Annotated in this window: 20 protein-coding genes; 9 read left to right on the top strand and 11 right to left on the bottom strand. The window is 72.2% G+C overall.

Features of this window, described 5'->3' with window-relative positions; genetic code table 11:
• Positions 1-259: 259 nt before the first annotated feature.
• Positions 260-1165 (bottom strand): phosphatase PAP2 family protein, encoded by a 906-nt coding sequence (locus tag ACIOD2_RS35425; RefSeq protein ID WP_400548228.1) that lies wholly within the window; start codon positions 1163-1165, stop codon positions 260-262.
• A 110-nt stretch (positions 1166-1275) separates the two neighbouring features.
• On the opposite strand from ACIOD2_RS35425, the gene ACIOD2_RS35420 reads away from it, so the two are divergent.
• From ACIOD2_RS35420 to ACIOD2_RS35410, 3 genes are all read left to right on the top strand, one after another.
• Positions 1276-1965: a response regulator gene (locus tag ACIOD2_RS35420; protein WP_400548225.1), complete on the top strand. Its 690-nt coding sequence runs from the start codon at positions 1276-1278 to the stop codon at positions 1963-1965.
• A 65-nt stretch (positions 1966-2030) separates the two neighbouring features.
• A complete protein-coding gene (locus ACIOD2_RS35415) occupies positions 2031-3371 on the top strand; it encodes an ATP-binding protein (protein ID WP_400548926.1) in 1341 nt (446 codons plus the stop codon).
• The gene (locus ACIOD2_RS35410; RefSeq protein ID WP_400548222.1) at positions 3368-3856 is read left to right on the top strand and encodes a hypothetical protein; all 489 of its coding nucleotides are present in this window, start codon (positions 3368-3370) and stop codon (positions 3854-3856) included. The genes ACIOD2_RS35415 and ACIOD2_RS35410 overlap by 4 nt, the downstream gene beginning before the upstream one ends.
• Here ACIOD2_RS35410 and ACIOD2_RS35405 read toward each other — a convergent pair.
• Complete coding sequence (locus ACIOD2_RS35405) at positions 3844-4464, bottom strand: TetR/AcrR family transcriptional regulator (protein WP_400548220.1); 621 nt, start codon at positions 4462-4464, stop codon at positions 3844-3846. The genes ACIOD2_RS35410 and ACIOD2_RS35405 overlap by 13 nt on opposite strands.
• Before the next feature lie 62 nt (positions 4465-4526).
• On the opposite strand from ACIOD2_RS35405, the gene ACIOD2_RS35400 reads away from it, so the two are divergent.
• On the top strand, positions 4527-5762 hold the full coding sequence (locus ACIOD2_RS35400) for an FAD-dependent oxidoreductase (protein ID WP_400548217.1): 1236 nt from the start codon (positions 4527-4529) through the stop codon (positions 5760-5762).
• A gap of 135 nt (positions 5763-5897) precedes the next feature.
• Here ACIOD2_RS35400 and ACIOD2_RS35395 read toward each other — a convergent pair whose 3' ends face one another.
• Positions 5898-6647, bottom strand: coding sequence for a methyltransferase domain-containing protein (locus tag ACIOD2_RS35395; protein ID WP_400548214.1), 750 nt, complete (start codon positions 6645-6647; stop codon positions 5898-5900).
• Between the two features lie 28 nt (positions 6648-6675).
• Here ACIOD2_RS35395 and ACIOD2_RS35390 point away from each other — a divergent pair, with 28 nt between their 5' ends.
• Positions 6676-7071, top strand: a complete 396-nt coding sequence (locus tag ACIOD2_RS35390) for a MerR family transcriptional regulator (RefSeq protein WP_400548211.1) — start codon at positions 6676-6678, stop codon at positions 7069-7071.
• Positions 7072-7238: 167 nt separating this feature from the next.
• Here ACIOD2_RS35390 and ACIOD2_RS35385 read toward each other — a convergent pair whose 3' ends face one another.
• The gene (locus ACIOD2_RS35385) at positions 7239-7826 is read right to left on the bottom strand and encodes an NADPH-dependent FMN reductase (protein WP_400548208.1); all 588 of its coding nucleotides are present in this window, start codon (positions 7824-7826) and stop codon (positions 7239-7241) included.
• Positions 7827-7923: 97 nt separating this feature from the next.
• Here ACIOD2_RS35385 and soxR point away from each other — a divergent pair, with 97 nt between their 5' ends.
• A complete protein-coding gene (soxR, locus tag ACIOD2_RS35380; RefSeq protein WP_400548205.1) occupies positions 7924-8403 on the top strand; it encodes a redox-sensitive transcriptional activator SoxR in 480 nt (159 codons plus the stop codon).
• On the opposite strand, the gene ACIOD2_RS35375 is transcribed toward soxR, so the two are convergent.
• From ACIOD2_RS35375 to ACIOD2_RS35365, 3 genes are all read right to left on the bottom strand, one after another.
• Positions 8391-8906: a DUF664 domain-containing protein gene (locus ACIOD2_RS35375; RefSeq protein ID WP_400548923.1), complete on the bottom strand. Its 516-nt coding sequence runs from the start codon at positions 8904-8906 to the stop codon at positions 8391-8393. The genes soxR and ACIOD2_RS35375 overlap by 13 nt on opposite strands.
• Before the next feature lie 73 nt (positions 8907-8979).
• Positions 8980-9567, bottom strand: coding sequence for a hypothetical protein (locus ACIOD2_RS35370; protein ID WP_400548202.1), 588 nt, complete (start codon positions 9565-9567; stop codon positions 8980-8982).
• A gap of 2 nt (positions 9568-9569) precedes the next feature.
• Positions 9570-10367 carry a hypothetical protein gene (locus ACIOD2_RS35365; RefSeq protein WP_400548199.1) on the bottom strand — a complete coding sequence of 266 codons (798 nt, stop codon included), beginning with the start codon at positions 10365-10367 and terminating at the stop codon, positions 9570-9572.
• A 255-nt stretch (positions 10368-10622) separates the two neighbouring features.
• Here ACIOD2_RS35365 and ACIOD2_RS35360 point away from each other — a divergent pair, with 255 nt between their 5' ends.
• Both ACIOD2_RS35360 and ACIOD2_RS35355 read left to right on the top strand, forming a co-directional pair.
• The gene (locus tag ACIOD2_RS35360; protein ID WP_400548196.1) at positions 10623-11363 is read left to right on the top strand and encodes an SDR family oxidoreductase; all 741 of its coding nucleotides are present in this window, start codon (positions 10623-10625) and stop codon (positions 11361-11363) included.
• 29 nt (positions 11364-11392) lie between these two features.
• Positions 11393-12286: an SDR family oxidoreductase gene (locus ACIOD2_RS35355; protein WP_400548193.1), complete on the top strand. Its 894-nt coding sequence runs from the start codon at positions 11393-11395 to the stop codon at positions 12284-12286.
• Here the strand turns inward: ACIOD2_RS35355 and ACIOD2_RS35350 are convergent.
• Positions 12267-12707, bottom strand: coding sequence for a DUF6314 family protein (locus tag ACIOD2_RS35350; RefSeq protein WP_400548190.1), 441 nt, complete (start codon positions 12705-12707; stop codon positions 12267-12269). The genes ACIOD2_RS35355 and ACIOD2_RS35350 overlap by 20 nt on opposite strands.
• 82 nt (positions 12708-12789) lie before the next feature.
• Between ACIOD2_RS35350 and recQ the strand changes: the two genes are divergently transcribed.
• Positions 12790-14628 carry a DNA helicase RecQ gene (gene recQ, locus ACIOD2_RS35345; protein WP_400548187.1) on the top strand — a complete coding sequence of 613 codons (1839 nt, stop codon included), beginning with the start codon at positions 12790-12792 and terminating at the stop codon, positions 14626-14628.
• 1 nt (position 14629) lies between these two features.
• Here recQ and ACIOD2_RS35340 read toward each other — a convergent pair whose 3' ends face one another.
• The 3 genes from ACIOD2_RS35340 to ACIOD2_RS35330 all read right to left on the bottom strand — a co-directional run bounded on the left by ACIOD2_RS35340 (position 14630) and on the right by ACIOD2_RS35330 (position 15756).
• The gene (locus ACIOD2_RS35340) at positions 14630-14854 is read right to left on the bottom strand and encodes an antitoxin (protein ID WP_400548184.1); all 225 of its coding nucleotides are present in this window, start codon (positions 14852-14854) and stop codon (positions 14630-14632) included.
• A 114-nt stretch (positions 14855-14968) separates the two neighbouring features.
• The gene (locus ACIOD2_RS35335; RefSeq protein WP_400548181.1) at positions 14969-15304 is read right to left on the bottom strand and encodes an ArsR/SmtB family transcription factor; all 336 of its coding nucleotides are present in this window, start codon (positions 15302-15304) and stop codon (positions 14969-14971) included.
• Positions 15301-15756 carry an SRPBCC family protein gene (locus tag ACIOD2_RS35330; protein ID WP_400548178.1) on the bottom strand — a complete coding sequence of 152 codons (456 nt, stop codon included), beginning with the start codon at positions 15754-15756 and terminating at the stop codon, positions 15301-15303. Before ACIOD2_RS35330 ends, ACIOD2_RS35335 begins: the two co-directional genes overlap by 4 nt.
• Positions 15757-15840: the final 84 nt, after the last annotated feature.

Here is a 15840-nt window from a genome sequence, read left to right as displayed (position 1 = left end):
CGCGCAAGAACGCCCCACCCACCCGTGTCGACTCCCCAATCACACGTGTCGACCCTCCAATCACACGTGTCGACTCTTCAGTCACGCTTGATGCCCGCCCAATCACACGCAATGCCTCTCCAGACACACGCGATGCCCCTCGCAGCACAGGCGCCCATCGCGATCGCCGCTTCCCCGCCGCGCGGACCCAGGCCGACCGGATCAGCCCAGCCGCCCATCACCCGGCAACCCGGCAACCCGGCGCGCTGAACCAGAACCGTCAGCGGCGCAGAAGCCGCCGAACCCGTCCCTCGGCCGGGTCGAAGTTGACCCGGCGCAGCGGCCCGGTCAGCAGCAACACCACCACCATCGCCGCCAGCGCCGCCATCACCATCGCGGCCACGAACTGGGCCGCGCTGGACGTCGCCGTCGCGAGTACCGCGTAGCCCGCCAGTACCAGCGCGAGCGGGGCCGACAACCCGATCAGCACCGGGACCAGCGGCACCCGGTCACCGTCGGGGCGGCGGGCGGACACCACCGCCGCCCCGGCGCAGGTGACCGCGGCGACCAGGAGGCAGCCGCCGACGGTGTCGCTCAACCGGTGCCAGCCCAGCGCCACGGCCGCGGCCGAGACCCAGGCGACGCCGAGCCCGCCGGCCACCAGGACCTGGGGGCGGAACCGGCGGGGCAGGACGATCGCGAGCGCCACCAGCACGGCCATCGCCGCGCTGACGTGCCCGCTGGGAAAACTGTTGTGGCTCGCCACCCCGAACCGGTCACCGGAGAGGGGCCGGTCCAGGACGTACAGCTTGAGCAGCTGCGCCACCACCAGTGGGGCCGCGAGCAGCAGCAGGGCCGTCACGCCGAGGGCGAACCGGCGCCGCACCAGGGAGATCACCAGCAGCAGCACCGCGACCCCGCCGAGCGCGACCACCATGTCCAGGTCTCGCAGCGGGGCCGCCCAGGCCACCGTCGCGCCCGCGGACTGGGCGCTGTGGACGACGCCGTTTTCGACGCCGCGGCCGCCTTCGGTGCGGACGAAGAGCAGGTAGGCCGCGACGAAGGCGAGGGCGAACCCGGCCGCGCCCGCGACGAGCACGGAGGTGCGGGACGCGGCCCGCGTCACGAGCGCGTGACGGGCGGAACCGCTGGTGGTCGTGGGTGCCTCGGAGAAGATCACTGCCATGTCTCCGAGTCTGGAGCCGGCATTTCGAGATCCCGTCAGCACGATGTCATGGTTTTGCTACAAGATCGGCCCGGGTCGCCACGACGTGCCCTTTTCCGAATAATGGCGCCGTGGCCGAGGTACTGGTGGTAGAAGACGACGCGGCGGTGCGGGAAGGACTGGAACTGGCCCTGCGCCGGCAGGGACACGTCGTGCACACCGCGGAATCCGGCGAGGCCGGCATCGAGCTACTCGTGCTCCGCAGACCCGACATCGTCGTGCTCGACCTGATGCTCCCCGGCATGGACGGCTTCGAAACCTGCCGCCGGATGCGGGCGTCGGGGCCGATCCCGATCGTCATGCTCACCGCGCGCAGCGACGACTTCGACATCGTCGCCGGGCTGGAGGCCGGTGCGGACGACTACGTGGTCAAGCCGGTCGAGCCCCGGGTGCTGGACGCGCGGATCCGCGCCGTGCTGCGCCGCGCGGTCAGCGAACGGCCCACCGAGCGGCCCGAGCCCGAGGAACGCCACGGCGACCTGGTGATCGACCGGGCTGGGCTCGAGGTGACGAAGGGCGGCACGCCCGTCTCGCTGACCCCGACCGAGCTGAAGCTGCTGCTGGAGCTGTCCCGCACGCCCGGGCAGGTGTACAGCCGCCAGCAGATCCTCACCGCGGTGTGGGACCACGACTACCTCGGCGACTCGCGCCTGGTCGACGCCTGCGTGCAGCGGCTGCGCGCGAAGATCGAGGACGTCCCGGCCAAGCCGGAGCACGTGCAGACCGTCCGCGGGTTCGGCTACCGGTTCGGCCGGTCGTGACGTCGCGGATCCGGGCCTGGCTCTCCGGGTTGAGACCCCGGCTGGTCGCGGGCTTCGCGGTGATCATGATCATCGGCGCCACCGCCGCGGCGGGCGCCAGCTACGTCTACGCCCGCAACGCCATCCTAGGCGGCTTCCAGGACCAGACGATGCTGAACCTGCGCGACCAGATCGCCGCGTACCTGCCGACCGTGACCCTGCCGCCGTCCCAGGCGACGCTCGACGCGTTCGGCACGGCGCTCAAGGCCAGCAACGCCGTCGTCGTCTACCACGGCATGCGCTCGGGGGCGGGCATCAATCCGGACAGCGTGCCCGCCGGCCTGCGCCGGGCCGTGGCCGGCAGCACGAGGATCCAGTTCCAGCGGGTCGACGACCAGGGCTACCCGCAGTTCTTCGTCGGGATCCCCGTGCAGACCGGGACGTCCGGCCAGGCGAGCGGCATCGAGGTCTACACGATGGCGAACCTGACCCAGCAGCAGGCTTCGATCGACGAGCTGTCCACGACGGCCTGGCGGACCTCGGCGCTCGCGCTCCCGTTCGCGGTGGTGCTGGCGCTGCTGGCCGCGCGCCAGGTGCTGCGGCCGGTGCGCGCGCTGAACAAGGCGGCCGGGGAGCTCGGCCAGGGCAAGCTGGACGTGCGGCTGCGCGTCACGGGGTCCGACGAGCTGGCCCAGCTGGTCACGACGTTCAACAACACCGCCGCGGAGCTGGAGCGCACGGTCGGCACGCTGCGCACCATGGAGGCCGACGCGCGCCGGTTCGTCGCCGACGTCTCGCACGAGCTGCGCACCCCGCTGGCGGCGATGAACGCGGTCACCGACGTCCTCGACGAGGACGCCGAACAACTGCCGCCGGACACCGCGGTCGCGGCGCGGCTGGTGTCGGCGGAGACGCGGCGGCTGACCCGGCTGGTGCAGGACCTGATCGAGATCTCCCGGTTCGACGCCGGGCGCGCGGAGCTGCGGCGGGAGGAGCTGGACGTCGCCGCCGCGGTCACCGACAGCCTGGCCGCGCGGGGCTGGGCATCCGGCGCCGACGTGGTCGCCGACCTGCCCCCTGGGGTCACGGCGCGGCTCGACCGGCGGCGGCTCGACATCGTCGTCGCGAACCTGGTCGGCAACGCCCTGCGCCACGGCGCGCCGCCGGTCGAGGTGGCCCTGCGGACGGCGGGCGGTGACGTCGTCCTCACCGTCACCGACCATGGGCGGGGCATCCCCGAAACGATGCTCTCGCAGGTGTTCGACCGCTTCGCCAAGGCCGACACGGCACGCGCCCGGTCGGAGGGCAGCGGGCTCGGGCTGTCCATCGCGCGGGAGAACGCGCGGCTGCACGGCGGGGACATCGTCGCGGCCAACACCGGCACCGGCGCCCGGTTCGAGCTGCGCCTGCCCCGGGAGGCGTGGTGAAGAAGCTCCTCGTCCTGACCGCGGTGCTCCTGGTGAGCGCGTGCGGGGTCAAGCCGACGCCGGTGGTCGCCGCGGGGCCCGCGCCGACGCTGCGGAACCCGTCGGCCGACGGCCGCGGCGGCGACCTGACCCTCTACTTCGTCCTCGACGGGCGGGTGGCGCCGGTGACGCGGTCGACCGGCACCGTGAGCGGCGTCACCACGGCATTGGGGGCGCTGCTGGACGGCCCGTCCTCCGCCGAGTCGTCCGACGGGTACGTGACCATGCTCCGGCCGGAGGCCGGGCCGATCTCACTGGTTCCCGGGCCGCCGACGGTGGTCAACTTCTCGTTCCCGGTGAAACAGCTGACGCCGATCGCGACCAACCAGCTGGTCTGCACGGCGCTCGCGGCGCTGGCCGCCGAAGGCAGCTACGTCGACGGCGGCGCCATCACGCTCGGCGGGTCGGACGTCCAGCTCCCGTCGCAGACCTGTCAGGCCTTCTGAACGTTCCCGAAGCCCTGCATGACGGCCTGGATCGCCCGGAGGCCGACCTCGGCTTCCGGGCGGCGGGGCCGGCCGTGGTCGTCGAGGTTGGCGTGCAGAGCGGCCTGCACCCCGCCGATCACCGCGCCGGCGATGGTCGCCGCCTCCGGGAGATCGAGTTCCGGGTGGGTCTCGCAGAGTGCGCGGGCCCAGGTGTCCCCCACCTGGGAGTTGCGCAGCAGGAGCCCGGCGCGCAGGGCGGGCACGGACGCGAGGAGCCGGGCGCGCACCGAGGTGAGCGGGTGCTCGAACGGGAAGCTCCAGGCGTCGGCGGTCGCGAAGGCCCCGATCGTGCGGAACACCAGGTCGGTGACGGGCTCTTCCGCGGTGGCGGTGGCGAAGACCTGCGCGAGGACCTCGTCGTAGACGTGCTGGTCGGCGAAGACGACGTCCTCTTTGGACGCGAAGTAGTTGAAGAACGTCGCGGGTGAGACACCGGCCGCGGCGGCGATCGCGGCGGTGGTCGTGGCTTCGTACCCGTGCTCGTCGAACAGCAGCAGCGCGGCCTCGATGAGGGCCTTGCGCGTGCGCTGCTTCTTCTCCTCGCGCAGTCCGGGTGCCTTCGCCACGGGATGAGCTTAGCGTCACTCTAATTTTAGAGACTCTCTAAGTTTGTGCTACGGTCGAAGGCATGGAGCGGGTACGGGTCTGTGTGGCCGGGGGCGGCCCGGCGGGGGTGATGCTCGGACTGCTGCTGGTCCGGGCCGGGGTCGACGTCGTCGTGCTGGAGAAGCACCACGACTTCCTGCGCGACTTCCGGGGCGACACGGTGCACCCGTCGACCCTGCGGTTGCTGGACGAGCTGGGCTTGGGTGAGCGGTTCGCCGCGCTGCCGCGCGGACTCCTGACGCACGCGCGGCTGCGGGTGGAGGACGAGTCGATCGTCGTCGCCGACTTCGGCCGGCTCCGCGGGCCGCACTCCCACATCGCGATGGTGCCGCAGGACGCCTTCCTGGAGCTGCTCGCCGAGGCCGAACCGGGGATGTCGCTGCGGATGGGCTGCGAAGTGGTCGGCCTGCTGCGCGAGGGTGAGCGCGTCACCGGGGTCCGCTACCGGGACGACAGCGGCGAGGTCCGCGAACTGGCCGCGGACCTGACGGTCGGGTGTGACGGCCGCTGGTCGGCGGTGCGCCGGGCGGCCGGGCTGCCGATGCGGGAGTTCGCCGTGCCGATGGACGTCTGGCAGGTCCGCGTCCCGAAGGGCCCCCGGCCGAACGCGGACGCCGCCGTGTCCATCCGGCTGGCCGGCGGCCAGGCGGCGGCCACGGTGGACCGCGGCGACTACTACCAGACGGCGTACCTCATCCCGAAGGGCCGCGACGCCGAGCTGCGCAGTGGCGACATCGCCGGGTTCCGCGCCCGCCTCGGCGCGCTGCTGGACTGGGACGCCGAGCAGCTGGCGGCGATCGGCTCGTGGGACGACGTGCACCACCTGGACGTGCGGATGGGCCGGCTGCGCCGCTGGCACGCCGACGGCGTGCTGTGCATCGGCGACGCGGCCCACCCGATGTCCCCGACCGGCGGCGTCGGGGTCAACCTGGCGATCCAGGACGCGGTGGCAACGGCGACGCTCCTGGCCGGCCGGCTGCGCAACGGCCGGGTGCCGCCGGCGAGATTGGCCGCGGTCCAGCGCCGACGAGCCCTGCCGACGGCGGCGATCCAGCAGTCCCAGCGCGGCGACCAGGCGCTGCTGCTGGCGCCCTGCCTGGACGGAACCCTGCGCGGCATCCCGGCCCCGCTGCGCCTGGTCGGCCGCAGCCCGCTGCTGCAAGCGTTTGCGGGTTTCCTGGGCGGCATCGGTTTCCGCCCCGAGCACGCCCCGGACTTCGCCCGCCGCCCGTCCACTGTGGACGGCAAGCCACACTGAGGGCCGTTCGACAAACCGCGAGCGCCGCTAACCAACGAACAGCGCCCACGAACCGCGACACGGCAGCTGCGCCCCTTCACCGCCCGGTGCTCGAACACCGCAGCCGACAAGACAACGCACCGCGGCGGTCCCCCGTCACCGCGCCTTGGCCAGGTCCGGCACCGTCGCCGAGGCCAGGAACATCGGGATCGCCAAGAAGAACCGGCCCGCGCGTACCCGGGCCGACTGCTCCGCCAGCCAGCCCTCGGCCTGCGCGTCCGTCGCCACCCCGGCACCTCGCGCCGCCGCCGCGAGACCCTCCAGGAGCAACGCCAGCTCGCCGTCCGTGTCGACCAGGGTTCTGACCTCCACCGCGATCGCCACGAACCCCGCGTCGACCAGCAGGGTGCGGTACTGGCGCGCCGCCCGCGGGCCGGCGATCGTGTCGGCGCGGGCGTGGACGATCGCGCGGGTCAGGGCCGGGCGGTCCGAGTCCAGCACGAGGGTGTCCCAGTCCTGGCCGCACAGCACGATCCGGCCGCCGGGGGCCAGCACTCGGCGGGCTTCCGCCACCGCAGCCGCGGGGTCGGCCAGCTCGTGCAGGACCTTGTCGGCCCGGTAGCCGCGGAACTCGCCGTCCGCGAAGGGCAGGCCGGCGACGTCGGCCTCGACGACCTCCGCCCCGCGGGCGCGGGCCGCCGCCAGCATCCGCGGGTCGCGGTCGGCGCCGATCGCGCGGACGCCGCGCCCGGCCAGCTCCGCCACCGCCCGGCCGCCACCGCAGCCGACGTCCAGCACCCGGTCGCCGGGGCCGCAGCGCAGCTGCTCGTACGTCACGGCGCGCAGCTCGGTGGCGCCGGGCAACGCGTCGGCCCGGTCGAGCCGGGCGAGGAGCGGGTTGGACATGCCCGCCATCGTGTGCCTTCATGTCGGCATGAAGTCAAGCGGCGACGCGCTGGGTATCGGCGAGGTGGCGCAGCGGTTCGGGCTGGCCACCCACGTCCTGCGCCACTGGGAGAGCGTCGGCCTGCTGCGCCCGCCCCGGACCGGCACCGGCCAGCGGCGGTTCACCCCCGCCGACACCTCCCGGATCGCGGTGATCCTCCGGGCGAAGGAAGCCGGGCTGGGGCTCGACGACATCGGGCGGCTGCTCGGCGACGGCGACCGCGCCACCCGAACCGCCGTCCTGCACCGGAAGCGGGCCGAGCTGGCCGGCCGGATCGCTCGCGACCAGGCGGCCCTCGGCCTGCTCGACCACGCCCTCACCTGCGAGCACGACGACCTGACGACCTGCCCGCACTTCCTCGCCTCGGTGACTCAGCCGGGATAGGCCCGCGCCGCCCGAGCCTCGGCCAGCGAACACACCCACCACCCAAGCTGATCCAGCAGCGCCCTCGCCGCGACGGCTCAGCCGGGATAGGCCCGGGCCACGCGAGCCTCGGCCAGCGAACACACCCACCACCCAAGCTGATCCAGCAGCGCCCTCGCCTCGGTGACTCAGCCGGGATAGGCCCGGGCCGCCCGCGCCTCGGCCAGCGAGCGCGCCCACCACTCGAGCTGATCCAGCAGCGCCTTCGCCGCGACAGCCGCGCCTTCGTCGGTGGGGACGCCGTCGGCGAACCGCGTGTGCGCGCCGTGGAAGCTGACCGTCTCGCGGATGGTGACCGCGTGCAGCTCGGCGAAGACCGCCCGCAGGTGCTCGACCGCGCGCAGGCCACCGGAAATCCCGCCGTAGGAGACGAACCCGACCGGCTTGGCGGACCACTCGCTGCGATGCCAGTCGATGGCGTTCTTGAGCGACGCCGGATAACTGTGGTTGTACTCCGGGGTGACCACGACGAACGCGTCGGCCGCCTCGAGCCGCGGCGTCACCTTCGCGACCTCGGCGACAACCTCCGCCGCGGGCTCGGAACCGAACGCCGGCATCGCCAAAGGCAGGTCGGGCTCCGCGAGGTCGACGACCTCGACGTCGAACCCGCCGTGGTCACGCGCGACGCCGGCCAGCCAGTCCGCCACCACCGGGCCGAACCGTCCTTCCCGGACACTTCCCACGATCACCGCGACCCGTACGGGAGCTTCGGACACGCTTCCTCCTTGACACAGCGGCGTTGTTACCGTCCGGGCCAGGATGGGACTTCAAGCTCGCTTGAAGTCAAGCGTGCGGCTGTGGTTGGCTGGGCGCATGGTGAACGCCACGGCCAGGAAGCTGCCCGACCTCACCGTCGGCGAACTGTCCCGGCGCAGCGGAGTGCCCGCGTCGGCCCTGCGGTTCTACGAGGAGGAGGGGCTCATCCGCAGCCGGCGCACCGCCGGCAACCAGCGCCGCTACTGCCGCGACGCGCTGCGGCGGGTGACCTTCATCCGGATGTCCCAGCGGGTCGGGATGCCGCTGTCGGCGATCCGCGAGGTGCTCGCCCTGCTGCCCGACGACCGCACCCCCACGCGCGCCGACTGGGCCCGGATCTCCCGCTGCTGGCAGGAGGACCTGAACGCGCGGATCCGCCAGATGGAACAGCTGCGCGACCAGCTCGACGGCTGCATCGGCTGTGGCTGCATGTCCCTGTCGAAGTGCCGGCTCGCCAACCCGGGCGACCGGCTGGGCGCGGAAGGCCCGGGGCCGCAACGGCTCCCGGACCACCGCGGCGACGGTTACGAGGACTGACGCTCCAGCACCCCGCGGACGAACAACGCCTGCCCGGCGTGCTGGATGTCGTCGTCGACGACGCTGACCAGCCGCACGCCGAGCGTGACCGGCGGGTCCCACGCCTCGTCGACGACCCGGTCGAGCGCCTGGCCGTCGAGCCCCTGGACGTACTTGAGGGTCTGCTCGTGCACCGCGTCGTAGTACCCGGTGAGCAGCTCGGCGCTGTCGACCCGGACCGCTTCGACGTCGGCCGGGCGGTGCCCGTAGCCGGTGTCGCCCGCCGGGAACGGCAGGCCGAACCGGGTGACCCAGTCCTGGCCGGTCCACACCTGCTCGACCCCGGCCACGTCGGCGACGTGGTCGTCCTGGACCCGGGTCAGGTGCCAGACGAGCCAGGCGATCGAGTTGGCCTCTTCGTCAAGGCGGGCCCCGAGCTGCTCGGCGGTGAGACCCTCCACCGCCGCGTGCACGGAGCCCTGGACCCTGCTGAAGCCGTCTGTGAGCAGATCGGCCACGTTCATCGGCTTGCCCTCCACGTTCGCGGACACCGGTGTGCCGGCGTGCATCGATCATGCACGCCGGCACCGGTGGTGGCTAGCGGGGCAGCAGCTGGTCGAAGAACGAGCGGTAGCGCCGCAGCGCGAGGCGCAGGTCCTCGGTGGCCGGCTCGCCGTGCTGCCACTGGCCTTCCAGCTCGCTCTTGTGCTCGGCGAACGTCGTGGCCAGCGCGCTGATCACGCCCGCGACCAGCTCGTCGGCCTCGCGGACCGCCTTCTGCGGGTCGTCGACGAACCCGGTCTGGACGCCCTGCCAGCGGTCGCGGAAACCGGTGACCTTCTCCTCGTCGATCAACGGCTGCTCGTCGTCGGTGTCGTTCGACGGCCGGGCGGACCGGGGAGCGGCACCGGTGTCCACGGTGTCCGTCTCCGTGTCGACGGCGGTGTCGGTGTCCGTGTCGACAGCGGTGTCGGTGTCGTCCGTGCCGTGCGCCGGCCGGCTCGAGGCCGAGGCCAGGTCGGCGGTGCTCAGAGCGTGGTCGCCGTCGTGCTCCCCGGCCACCGGCTCGCGGAAGTCCGCGCCGCCCTGCTCGGAGAGCCCGCCGGGGCCGGTCTCACGCACGTCACCCTCGCGGGCGAAGTCGTCATCGTGTTCGGCGCTGTGCCGGGTCAGGTGATCGGTCATGGTCAGCGTCCTCCGTTCCATTCGGTCCGCGGCTGCGCGGCTGCTTCACGCTCGGGCAGTACGCCGTCGCGGTCTCGTACCTTGTCGCCGCGGTCGTGCTCGGTGCGGTCGTTCTCGACACGGTCGTTCTTGGTGCGGTCGTGCTCGGTGCTGTCGTCCTCGACGCGCTCGCTGTGGTCGTGACCGTTGGCGTGGTCGTGACCGTTGCGGCGGTCGTGGTGGTCCTCGTCGCGGCGGACGTCGTCGGCGCTGTCGGTGCCGTCGGTACCGTCCGAACCGTCGGTCAGCAGGTCCTCGAACACGGTGCGGTAGTGCACCATCGCGTCCCGGAGCTCCTCAGTGGACGCTCCGCTGCGCTCGTGCTGCGTCGCGTGGGCGGCGCGGTAGTGCTCGAGCGTCTTGGCGTGCCGGACCGAAAGGTCGGACAGCTGCTGCTCGTAGCCTTCGGTCGGGTAGCCGCGCTCGGACATCAGGGTGACCAGGAGACGGTCGGCCTCGGAGACCGCGCTGGACGGGTGGTCGACGAACTTTTCCTGTACCTGCGCCCATTCCCGGGTGTACCGCTCGCGCGCCGACGCCGAAAGCGGCCGGATGTCGAGCTCCTTGTGGCGGCGTTCCCGCTCGGCCAGTTCACGCTGGGCGGCCCGCGGGCTGTCCTTCTCCTCGACCGTCCGGTCGTACTCCGGTCCGAACCGCTGCTGCAGGCGTTTCCGCTGCATTTCCTGCGTCACCAGCCAGATCACGGCGCCGAGCACCGCGACGGCCACGACGACGATCACGACGATCAGCCATGTGGGCATCGCACAAAACTCCTTAAAGGATGTCGAGCTCCCCGATATGCCAAGGGTTCCCGCCCCTGGGACTCCGAAACCCGTTGGCACGCGCGGACTTCCCGATTCGGCCGTCCGGCGGTGCCGGTACCGCCGGATGCCGTCCAGCCGAGTGTAACGACGATAACAAGAACTCACTAGCGTTGTTAACGCGATGGTGCTATCGTCGATAACAGCAAGACGGAAGCGGTGCTACCGGCGCCGCCCGAGAGGAAGAAGGCACCGATGAGCACCACCGAACCCCGCGTCGCGATCGTCACCGGCGGCTCCCGCGGCATCGGCCGCCAGGTCGCCGAGCGCCTGGCCGCCGACGGCATGGCCGTCGTCGTCAACTACGCGGGCAACCAGGCCGAGGCCGACGCCGCCGTCGCGGCCATCACCGAGCGCGGTGGCCAGGCGATCGCGGTCCGTGCCGACGTGGCCGACCTGGACGCGGTCGCGAACCTGTTCGACACGGCGGAGCGCACCTTCGGCGGTGTCGACGTCGTCGCCCACCTGGCCGGGATCATGACCGCGCCCACCCCGATCGCGGACACCGAATTCGACGTCCTGGACCGGGTGCACCGCACCAACATCCGCGGCACGTTCGCCGTGGCCCAGCAGGCAGCGAAGCGGGTGCGCGACGGCGGCGCGGTGATCATGACCTCGACGTCCGTGCTCGGGCTGAACCTGCCCGGCTACGGCATCTACAACGCCACCAAGGGCGCGGTCGAGGCGATCACCATGATCCTGGCGCGCGAGCTGCGCGGCCGCGACATCACCGTGAACACCGTCGCCCCCGGGCCGACCGCCACCGCGCTGTTCCTCGACGGCAAGGACCAGGAAACCATCGACCGGATGGCCAAGCAGCCGCCGCTCGAGCGGCTCGGGCAGCCCGAGGACATCGCCGAGGTCGTCGCGTTCCTCGCCGGCCCGGCCCGCTGGGTCAACGGCCAGGTGCTGCGCGCCAACGGCGGAATCGTCTGAGAAACCCTTATCCGGAAAGGAAAGCAACCATGTCCAAGATCATCGTCGTCACCGGCGCCTCCAGCGGGATCGGCGCCCTCTCCGCCCGGGCGCTGGCCCGTGCCGGCCACACCGTCTACGCCGGCATGCGCGCCACCACCGGCCGCAACGCGCCGCAGGTCGACGCCGCCGCCGCGTACGCGACCGAGCACGGCGTGGACCTGCGTTCGGTCGAGCTGGACGTCTCCAGCCAGGAGTCGGCCGACGCCGCGATCGCGTCGATCACCGGCGAGCACGGCCAGCTCGACGTCGTGGTGCACAACGCCGGGCACATGGTGCTCGGCCCGGCCGAGGCGTTCACCCCGGAGCAGTACGCGCAGCTGTACGACACGAACGTGATCGGCACCCAGCGCGTCAACCGGGCCGCCCTCCCCCACCTGCGAACCCAGCGCGACGGGCTGCTGGTGTGGGTGTCGAGCAGCAGCGTCCGCGGCGGCACGCCGCCGTACCTGGCGCCGTACTTCGCGGCGAAGGCGGCGATGGACAGCCTCGCCGTCTCCTACGCCGCCGAGGTGGCCCGCTTCGGCATCGACACCGCGATCATCGTGCCCGGCGCGTTCACCTCGGGCACCAACCACTTCCCGAACTCCGGGCACCCGGCCGACACGGACGTCGCGGCCGCCTACGAAGAGCGCTACGCGGGCCTGACCGACCACGTCGCCGGCAAGCTGGCCGAGATCACCCCGGCCGACGCCGACGTCGCGGTGGTCGCCGAAGAGCTGGCGCGGGTCGTGGACCTGCCCAAGGGCGCGCGGCCGTTCCGGACGCACATCGACCCGTCCGACGACGGCGGCTGGCTGGTCGCGGAGGTCGGCGACCGGATCCGGAGCGAGTTCCTGCGCCGGATCGACCTGGCCGACCTGCTCAGCCCGTCGGCCGGCTGAACCGGGTGAGGATCACGTGGTCCTTGGCCGGGCCGCGGACCGCCCACTCCTGCCGCCAGCGAAGGGCGTCCAGCACGCGGTAACTGCCGCGGTAGAGGTCGTCGCGGCAGGGGTGGTCGGTCCGCCAGTGCCCGGAGCGCAGGTCGAGCTCGTGGAAGAACCCGCCGTGGTCGAAGTGGACGTCGGCGCGGCCGGGCGCGGTGGGCCGGTAGTGCAGCGTGCGCGTCACCGGGCCGGTGTAGGTGCCGAGGCGCATCTCGCCCTCCTCGCGGTAGACGAGCACGCCGCCCTCCTCGGTGAAGGTGGCGGTGCCGGTCACCTCGCCCGCCGGGTCACCCTCGGCCGTACGGATCTCACGGTCGAGCCGCCATTCACCGTCGAAAAACGCGGCCAGGTCGGTCACCGGGAAGTATTCGTCCATCCCCTCCAGTGTCGCACCGGCGCCACGGCACGCCGGAGAGGGCGCACGGAACTTGTCGGACCCCCGCTCTAGACTCGGGCGGGTGGCAGAGACCGAGTTCGCGACCGTGTCCGACGCGCTGGAGACCCTCCGGCGCGTGTTCGGCTACGACAGCTTCCGCGGCGACCAAGCGGAGATCGTCGAGCACGTGATCGCCGGCGGTGACGCACTCGTGCTGATGCCCACCGGTGGCGGGAAGTCGCTGTGCTACCAGATCCCGGCGCTGGTGCGGCCGGGTGTGGGCGTGGTGGTCTCGCCGCTGATCGCGCTGATGCAGGACCAGGTCGACGCGCTGCGCAACGCCGGCGTCCGGGCGGGTTTCCTCAACTCCACCCAGGACTACGCGGCGCGGCAGGAGGTCGAAACGGCGTTCCTGTCCGGCGAGCTCGACCTGCTCTACCTTGCGCCCGAACGGCTTTCGGTGGAATCCACCGTGCGGCTGCTCGACCGCGGCAAGATCTCGCTGTTCGCGATCGACGAAGCGCACTGCGTCGCCCAGTGGGGCCACGACTTCCGGCCCGACTACCTGCAGCTGTCCGCGCTGCACGAGCGCTGGCCCGACGTGCCGCGGATCGCGCTCACCGCGACCGCCACCGAGGCCACGCACAAGGAGATCGCGGCCCGGCTGAACCTCGACGAGGCGCGCCACTTCGTCGCGAGCTTCGACCGGCCCAACATCCAGTACCGGATCGTCGGCAAGAACTCGCCGCAGCGCCAGCTGCTGGAACTGCTGCAGACCGAGCACAAGGGTGACGCGGGAATCGTCTACTGCCTGTCCCGCAACTCCGTGGAGAAGACCGCGGAGTTCCTGGTGCAGAACGGGATTCCGGCGGTGCCGTACCACGCGGGGCTGGACGCGCGGGTGCGCGCGCGGCACCAGTCGCGGTTCCTGCGGGAAGACGGGCTGATCGTGGTCGCCACGATCGCGTTCGGGATGGGCATCGACAAACCGGACGTCCGGTTCGTCGCGCACCTCGACCTGCCCAAGTCCGTCGAGGGGTACTACCAGGAGACCGGGCGCGCGGGCCGTGACGGGCAGCCGTCGACGGCCTGGCTGGCGTACGGGCTGCAGGACGTGGTGCAGCAACGCAAGATGATCGACACGTCCGAGGGCGACGACGCGCACCGCCGTCGGCTCGGCGCGCACCTGAACGCGATGCTGGCGCTGTGCGAGACCGTCGAATGCCGCCGGGTGCAGATCCTCAACTACTTCGGGCAGAAGGCCGAGCCGTGCGGCAACTGCGACACGTGCCTGAACCCGCCGGAGAGGTGGGACGGCACGATCCCGGCGCAGAAGCTGCTCTCGACCATCGTGCGGCTGCGCAACGAACGGCGGCAGAAGTTCGGTGCCGGCCAGGTGATCGACATCCTGCTCGGCAAGTCGACACCCAAGGTCACGCAGTTCCAGCACGACACGCTGAAGACGTTCGGCATCGGCACCGAGCTGCGCGAGCCGGAGTGGCGCGCGGTGGTGCGGCAGCTGCTGGCCCAGGGCTGGCTCGCGGTCGAGGGTGACTACGGCTCACTGGTGCTCACCGAGGCGAGCGCCGAGGTGCTGGGCGGTGACCGTGAGGTCATGCTGCGCCGCGAGCCGGAACGGGCCGCCGCGGCCAAGGCCGCGCGCGGCACCAGGAAAGCCGCCCCCGCGGTGGACATGCCCGCGGAGGCGGCCCCGCTGTTCGAACGGCTGCGGGCCTGGCGGGCCGGCGTCGCGAAGGAACAGGGCGTGCCGGCCTACGTCGTCTTCCACGACGCCACCCTGCGCCAGATCGCCACGCAACGGCCGTCGTCGCTGGCGGACCTGGGCACGGTCAGCGGCGTCGGCGAGAACAAGCTCGCCAAGTACGGCGAAGGCGTGCTCGAGGCCCTGGCCGCCGAGTGACCTAGCGGGTGGCCGGGCCCGGTCCCGGCTGCGGCCGGCCGTCCGGCCCGGTCACCGAGCTGACCTTGCGGACGACGCCGGCGATCTGCTGGTGGTACTTGCCCTTGGTCTTGTCGTCGGCGAACTTGGCGGCCCTGCCGACGGCCTGGTTCACCTTCTCGGGGTTCTTCTTGGCGTAGGCGCGGGCGGCGCCGGCAGCCCCGGCGAGCACGGTGAGCTTGCGCATGAAAGCCACGGTGGTCCTCCCTCATCGGTAGCGGTCATCCTGACAACGCGGACGAACCCCCCAGAGGTTCCCCGTGTGACCGCCGCCAAACCTGCGCCACCCCTCACCACGGCGTCACGAACCCTCGGCCTGTTCCGCCAGCCGCTTGATCGCCGTGAGCCGGGAGGACCACTGGGCGGCCACCTGGTTCATCCAGCGAGCCGTGGCGGCCAGGGCGTCCGGACGGACCTGGTAGCGGCGCTCGCGGCCGTCGCGGCGGCCCGTCACCAAGCCCGCCCCGTCCAGCACCACCAGGTGTTTCACCACCGCCTGCCGGCTCACCGGGAGGTCGCCCGCCAGCTCCGTGGCCGTCGCGTCGCCCCGCTGGGACAGCAGCTCCAGCAGCCGGCGCCGGGTCGGGTCGGCTAAGGCCGAAAAGACGTCTTCGGCGGCAACCGGCTCCGTGGTCATACCGCCAGTTTCTCGGACAGCTCCCCGAGCTTCGCGACCACCGCCGTCCAGCCCTCCTCGTGGCTCTCGCGGGTGTCGTCCGGCGACGGGTCCGGCGACGGCGCGCGCGTCGTGAAGCCACTCTCGACCACCTTCAGCCGCGTGCTGCCACCCTCCGCGGCCAGCGTGAACTCGACCAGCGTCGAGTTGGCCTCGTCGGCGACCACGCCCGGGAACCCGCTGGCCCAGCGGTACGACAGTGCACGCGGCGGGTCCAGCGCGACGATCTTGGTCGGGAACTGGCCGTGGTCGCCGTGGTCGAGCCGGATGATCCCGCCCGGCCGCAGGTCCACCGGCGCCGGCGTGCCGTCGCCGAACCACTGGCCGACGTACTCCGATTCGGTGAGCACCGCCCACACCCGCTCGATCGGCGCGTCGATCACGATCTCCTGCTCGACCTGGTCCTGGTTCATCGTTTCCCCTTGGCTCGGTTTCTCGTGCAACCACAGAGTTGCACGAGACGACGTCAGGCGCAACCCCCCAGTTGCGCCTGAGGC

Source organism: Amycolatopsis sp. NPDC088138 (genome assembly GCF_044741685.1).
Taxonomy (GTDB): domain Bacteria; phylum Actinomycetota; class Actinomycetes; order Mycobacteriales; family Pseudonocardiaceae; genus Amycolatopsis.
The sequence above is the reverse complement of the archived record's forward strand: the minus strand, read 5'-3'. Positions and strand labels throughout refer to the sequence as shown.

Excerpts from the sequence above, each read along its gene's own strand:
- soxR (WP_400548205.1), top strand. The coding sequence starts at position 7,924 with ATGGTGAACGCCACGGCCAGGAAGCTGCCCGACCTCACCGTCGGCGAA.
- ACIOD2_RS35355 (WP_400548193.1), top strand. The coding sequence starts at position 11,393 with ATGTCCAAGATCATCGTCGTCACCGGCGCCTCCAGCGGGATCGGCGCC.
- ACIOD2_RS35400 (WP_400548217.1), top strand. The coding sequence starts at position 4,527 with ATGGAGCGGGTACGGGTCTGTGTGGCCGGGGGCGGCCCGGCGGGGGTG.
- ACIOD2_RS35395 (WP_400548214.1), bottom strand. The coding sequence starts at position 6,647 with ATGTCCAACCCGCTCCTCGCCCGGCTCGACCGGGCCGACGCGTTGCCC.
- ACIOD2_RS35415 (WP_400548926.1), top strand. The coding sequence starts at position 2,031 with ATGATCATCGGCGCCACCGCCGCGGCGGGCGCCAGCTACGTCTACGCC.
- ACIOD2_RS35390 (WP_400548211.1), top strand. The coding sequence starts at position 6,676 with ATGAAGTCAAGCGGCGACGCGCTGGGTATCGGCGAGGTGGCGCAGCGG.
- ACIOD2_RS35330 (WP_400548178.1), bottom strand. The coding sequence starts at position 15,756 with ATGAACCAGGACCAGGTCGAGCAGGAGATCGTGATCGACGCGCCGATC.
- ACIOD2_RS35370 (WP_400548202.1), bottom strand. The coding sequence starts at position 9,567 with ATGACCGATCACCTGACCCGGCACAGCGCCGAACACGATGACGACTTC.
- ACIOD2_RS35425 (WP_400548228.1), bottom strand. The coding sequence starts at position 1,165 with ATGGCAGTGATCTTCTCCGAGGCACCCACGACCACCAGCGGTTCCGCC.
- ACIOD2_RS35375 (WP_400548923.1), bottom strand. The coding sequence starts at position 8,906 with ATGAACGTGGCCGATCTGCTCACAGACGGCTTCAGCAGGGTCCAGGGC.
- ACIOD2_RS35340 (WP_400548184.1), bottom strand. The coding sequence starts at position 14,854 with ATGCGCAAGCTCACCGTGCTCGCCGGGGCTGCCGGCGCCGCCCGCGCC.
- ACIOD2_RS35350 (WP_400548190.1), bottom strand. The coding sequence starts at position 12,707 with ATGGACGAATACTTCCCGGTGACCGACCTGGCCGCGTTTTTCGACGGT.
- ACIOD2_RS35365 (WP_400548199.1), bottom strand. The coding sequence starts at position 10,367 with ATGCCCACATGGCTGATCGTCGTGATCGTCGTCGTGGCCGTCGCGGTG.
- ACIOD2_RS35335 (WP_400548181.1), bottom strand. The coding sequence starts at position 15,304 with ATGACCACGGAGCCGGTTGCCGCCGAAGACGTCTTTTCGGCCTTAGCC.
- ACIOD2_RS35360 (WP_400548196.1), top strand. The coding sequence starts at position 10,623 with ATGAGCACCACCGAACCCCGCGTCGCGATCGTCACCGGCGGCTCCCGC.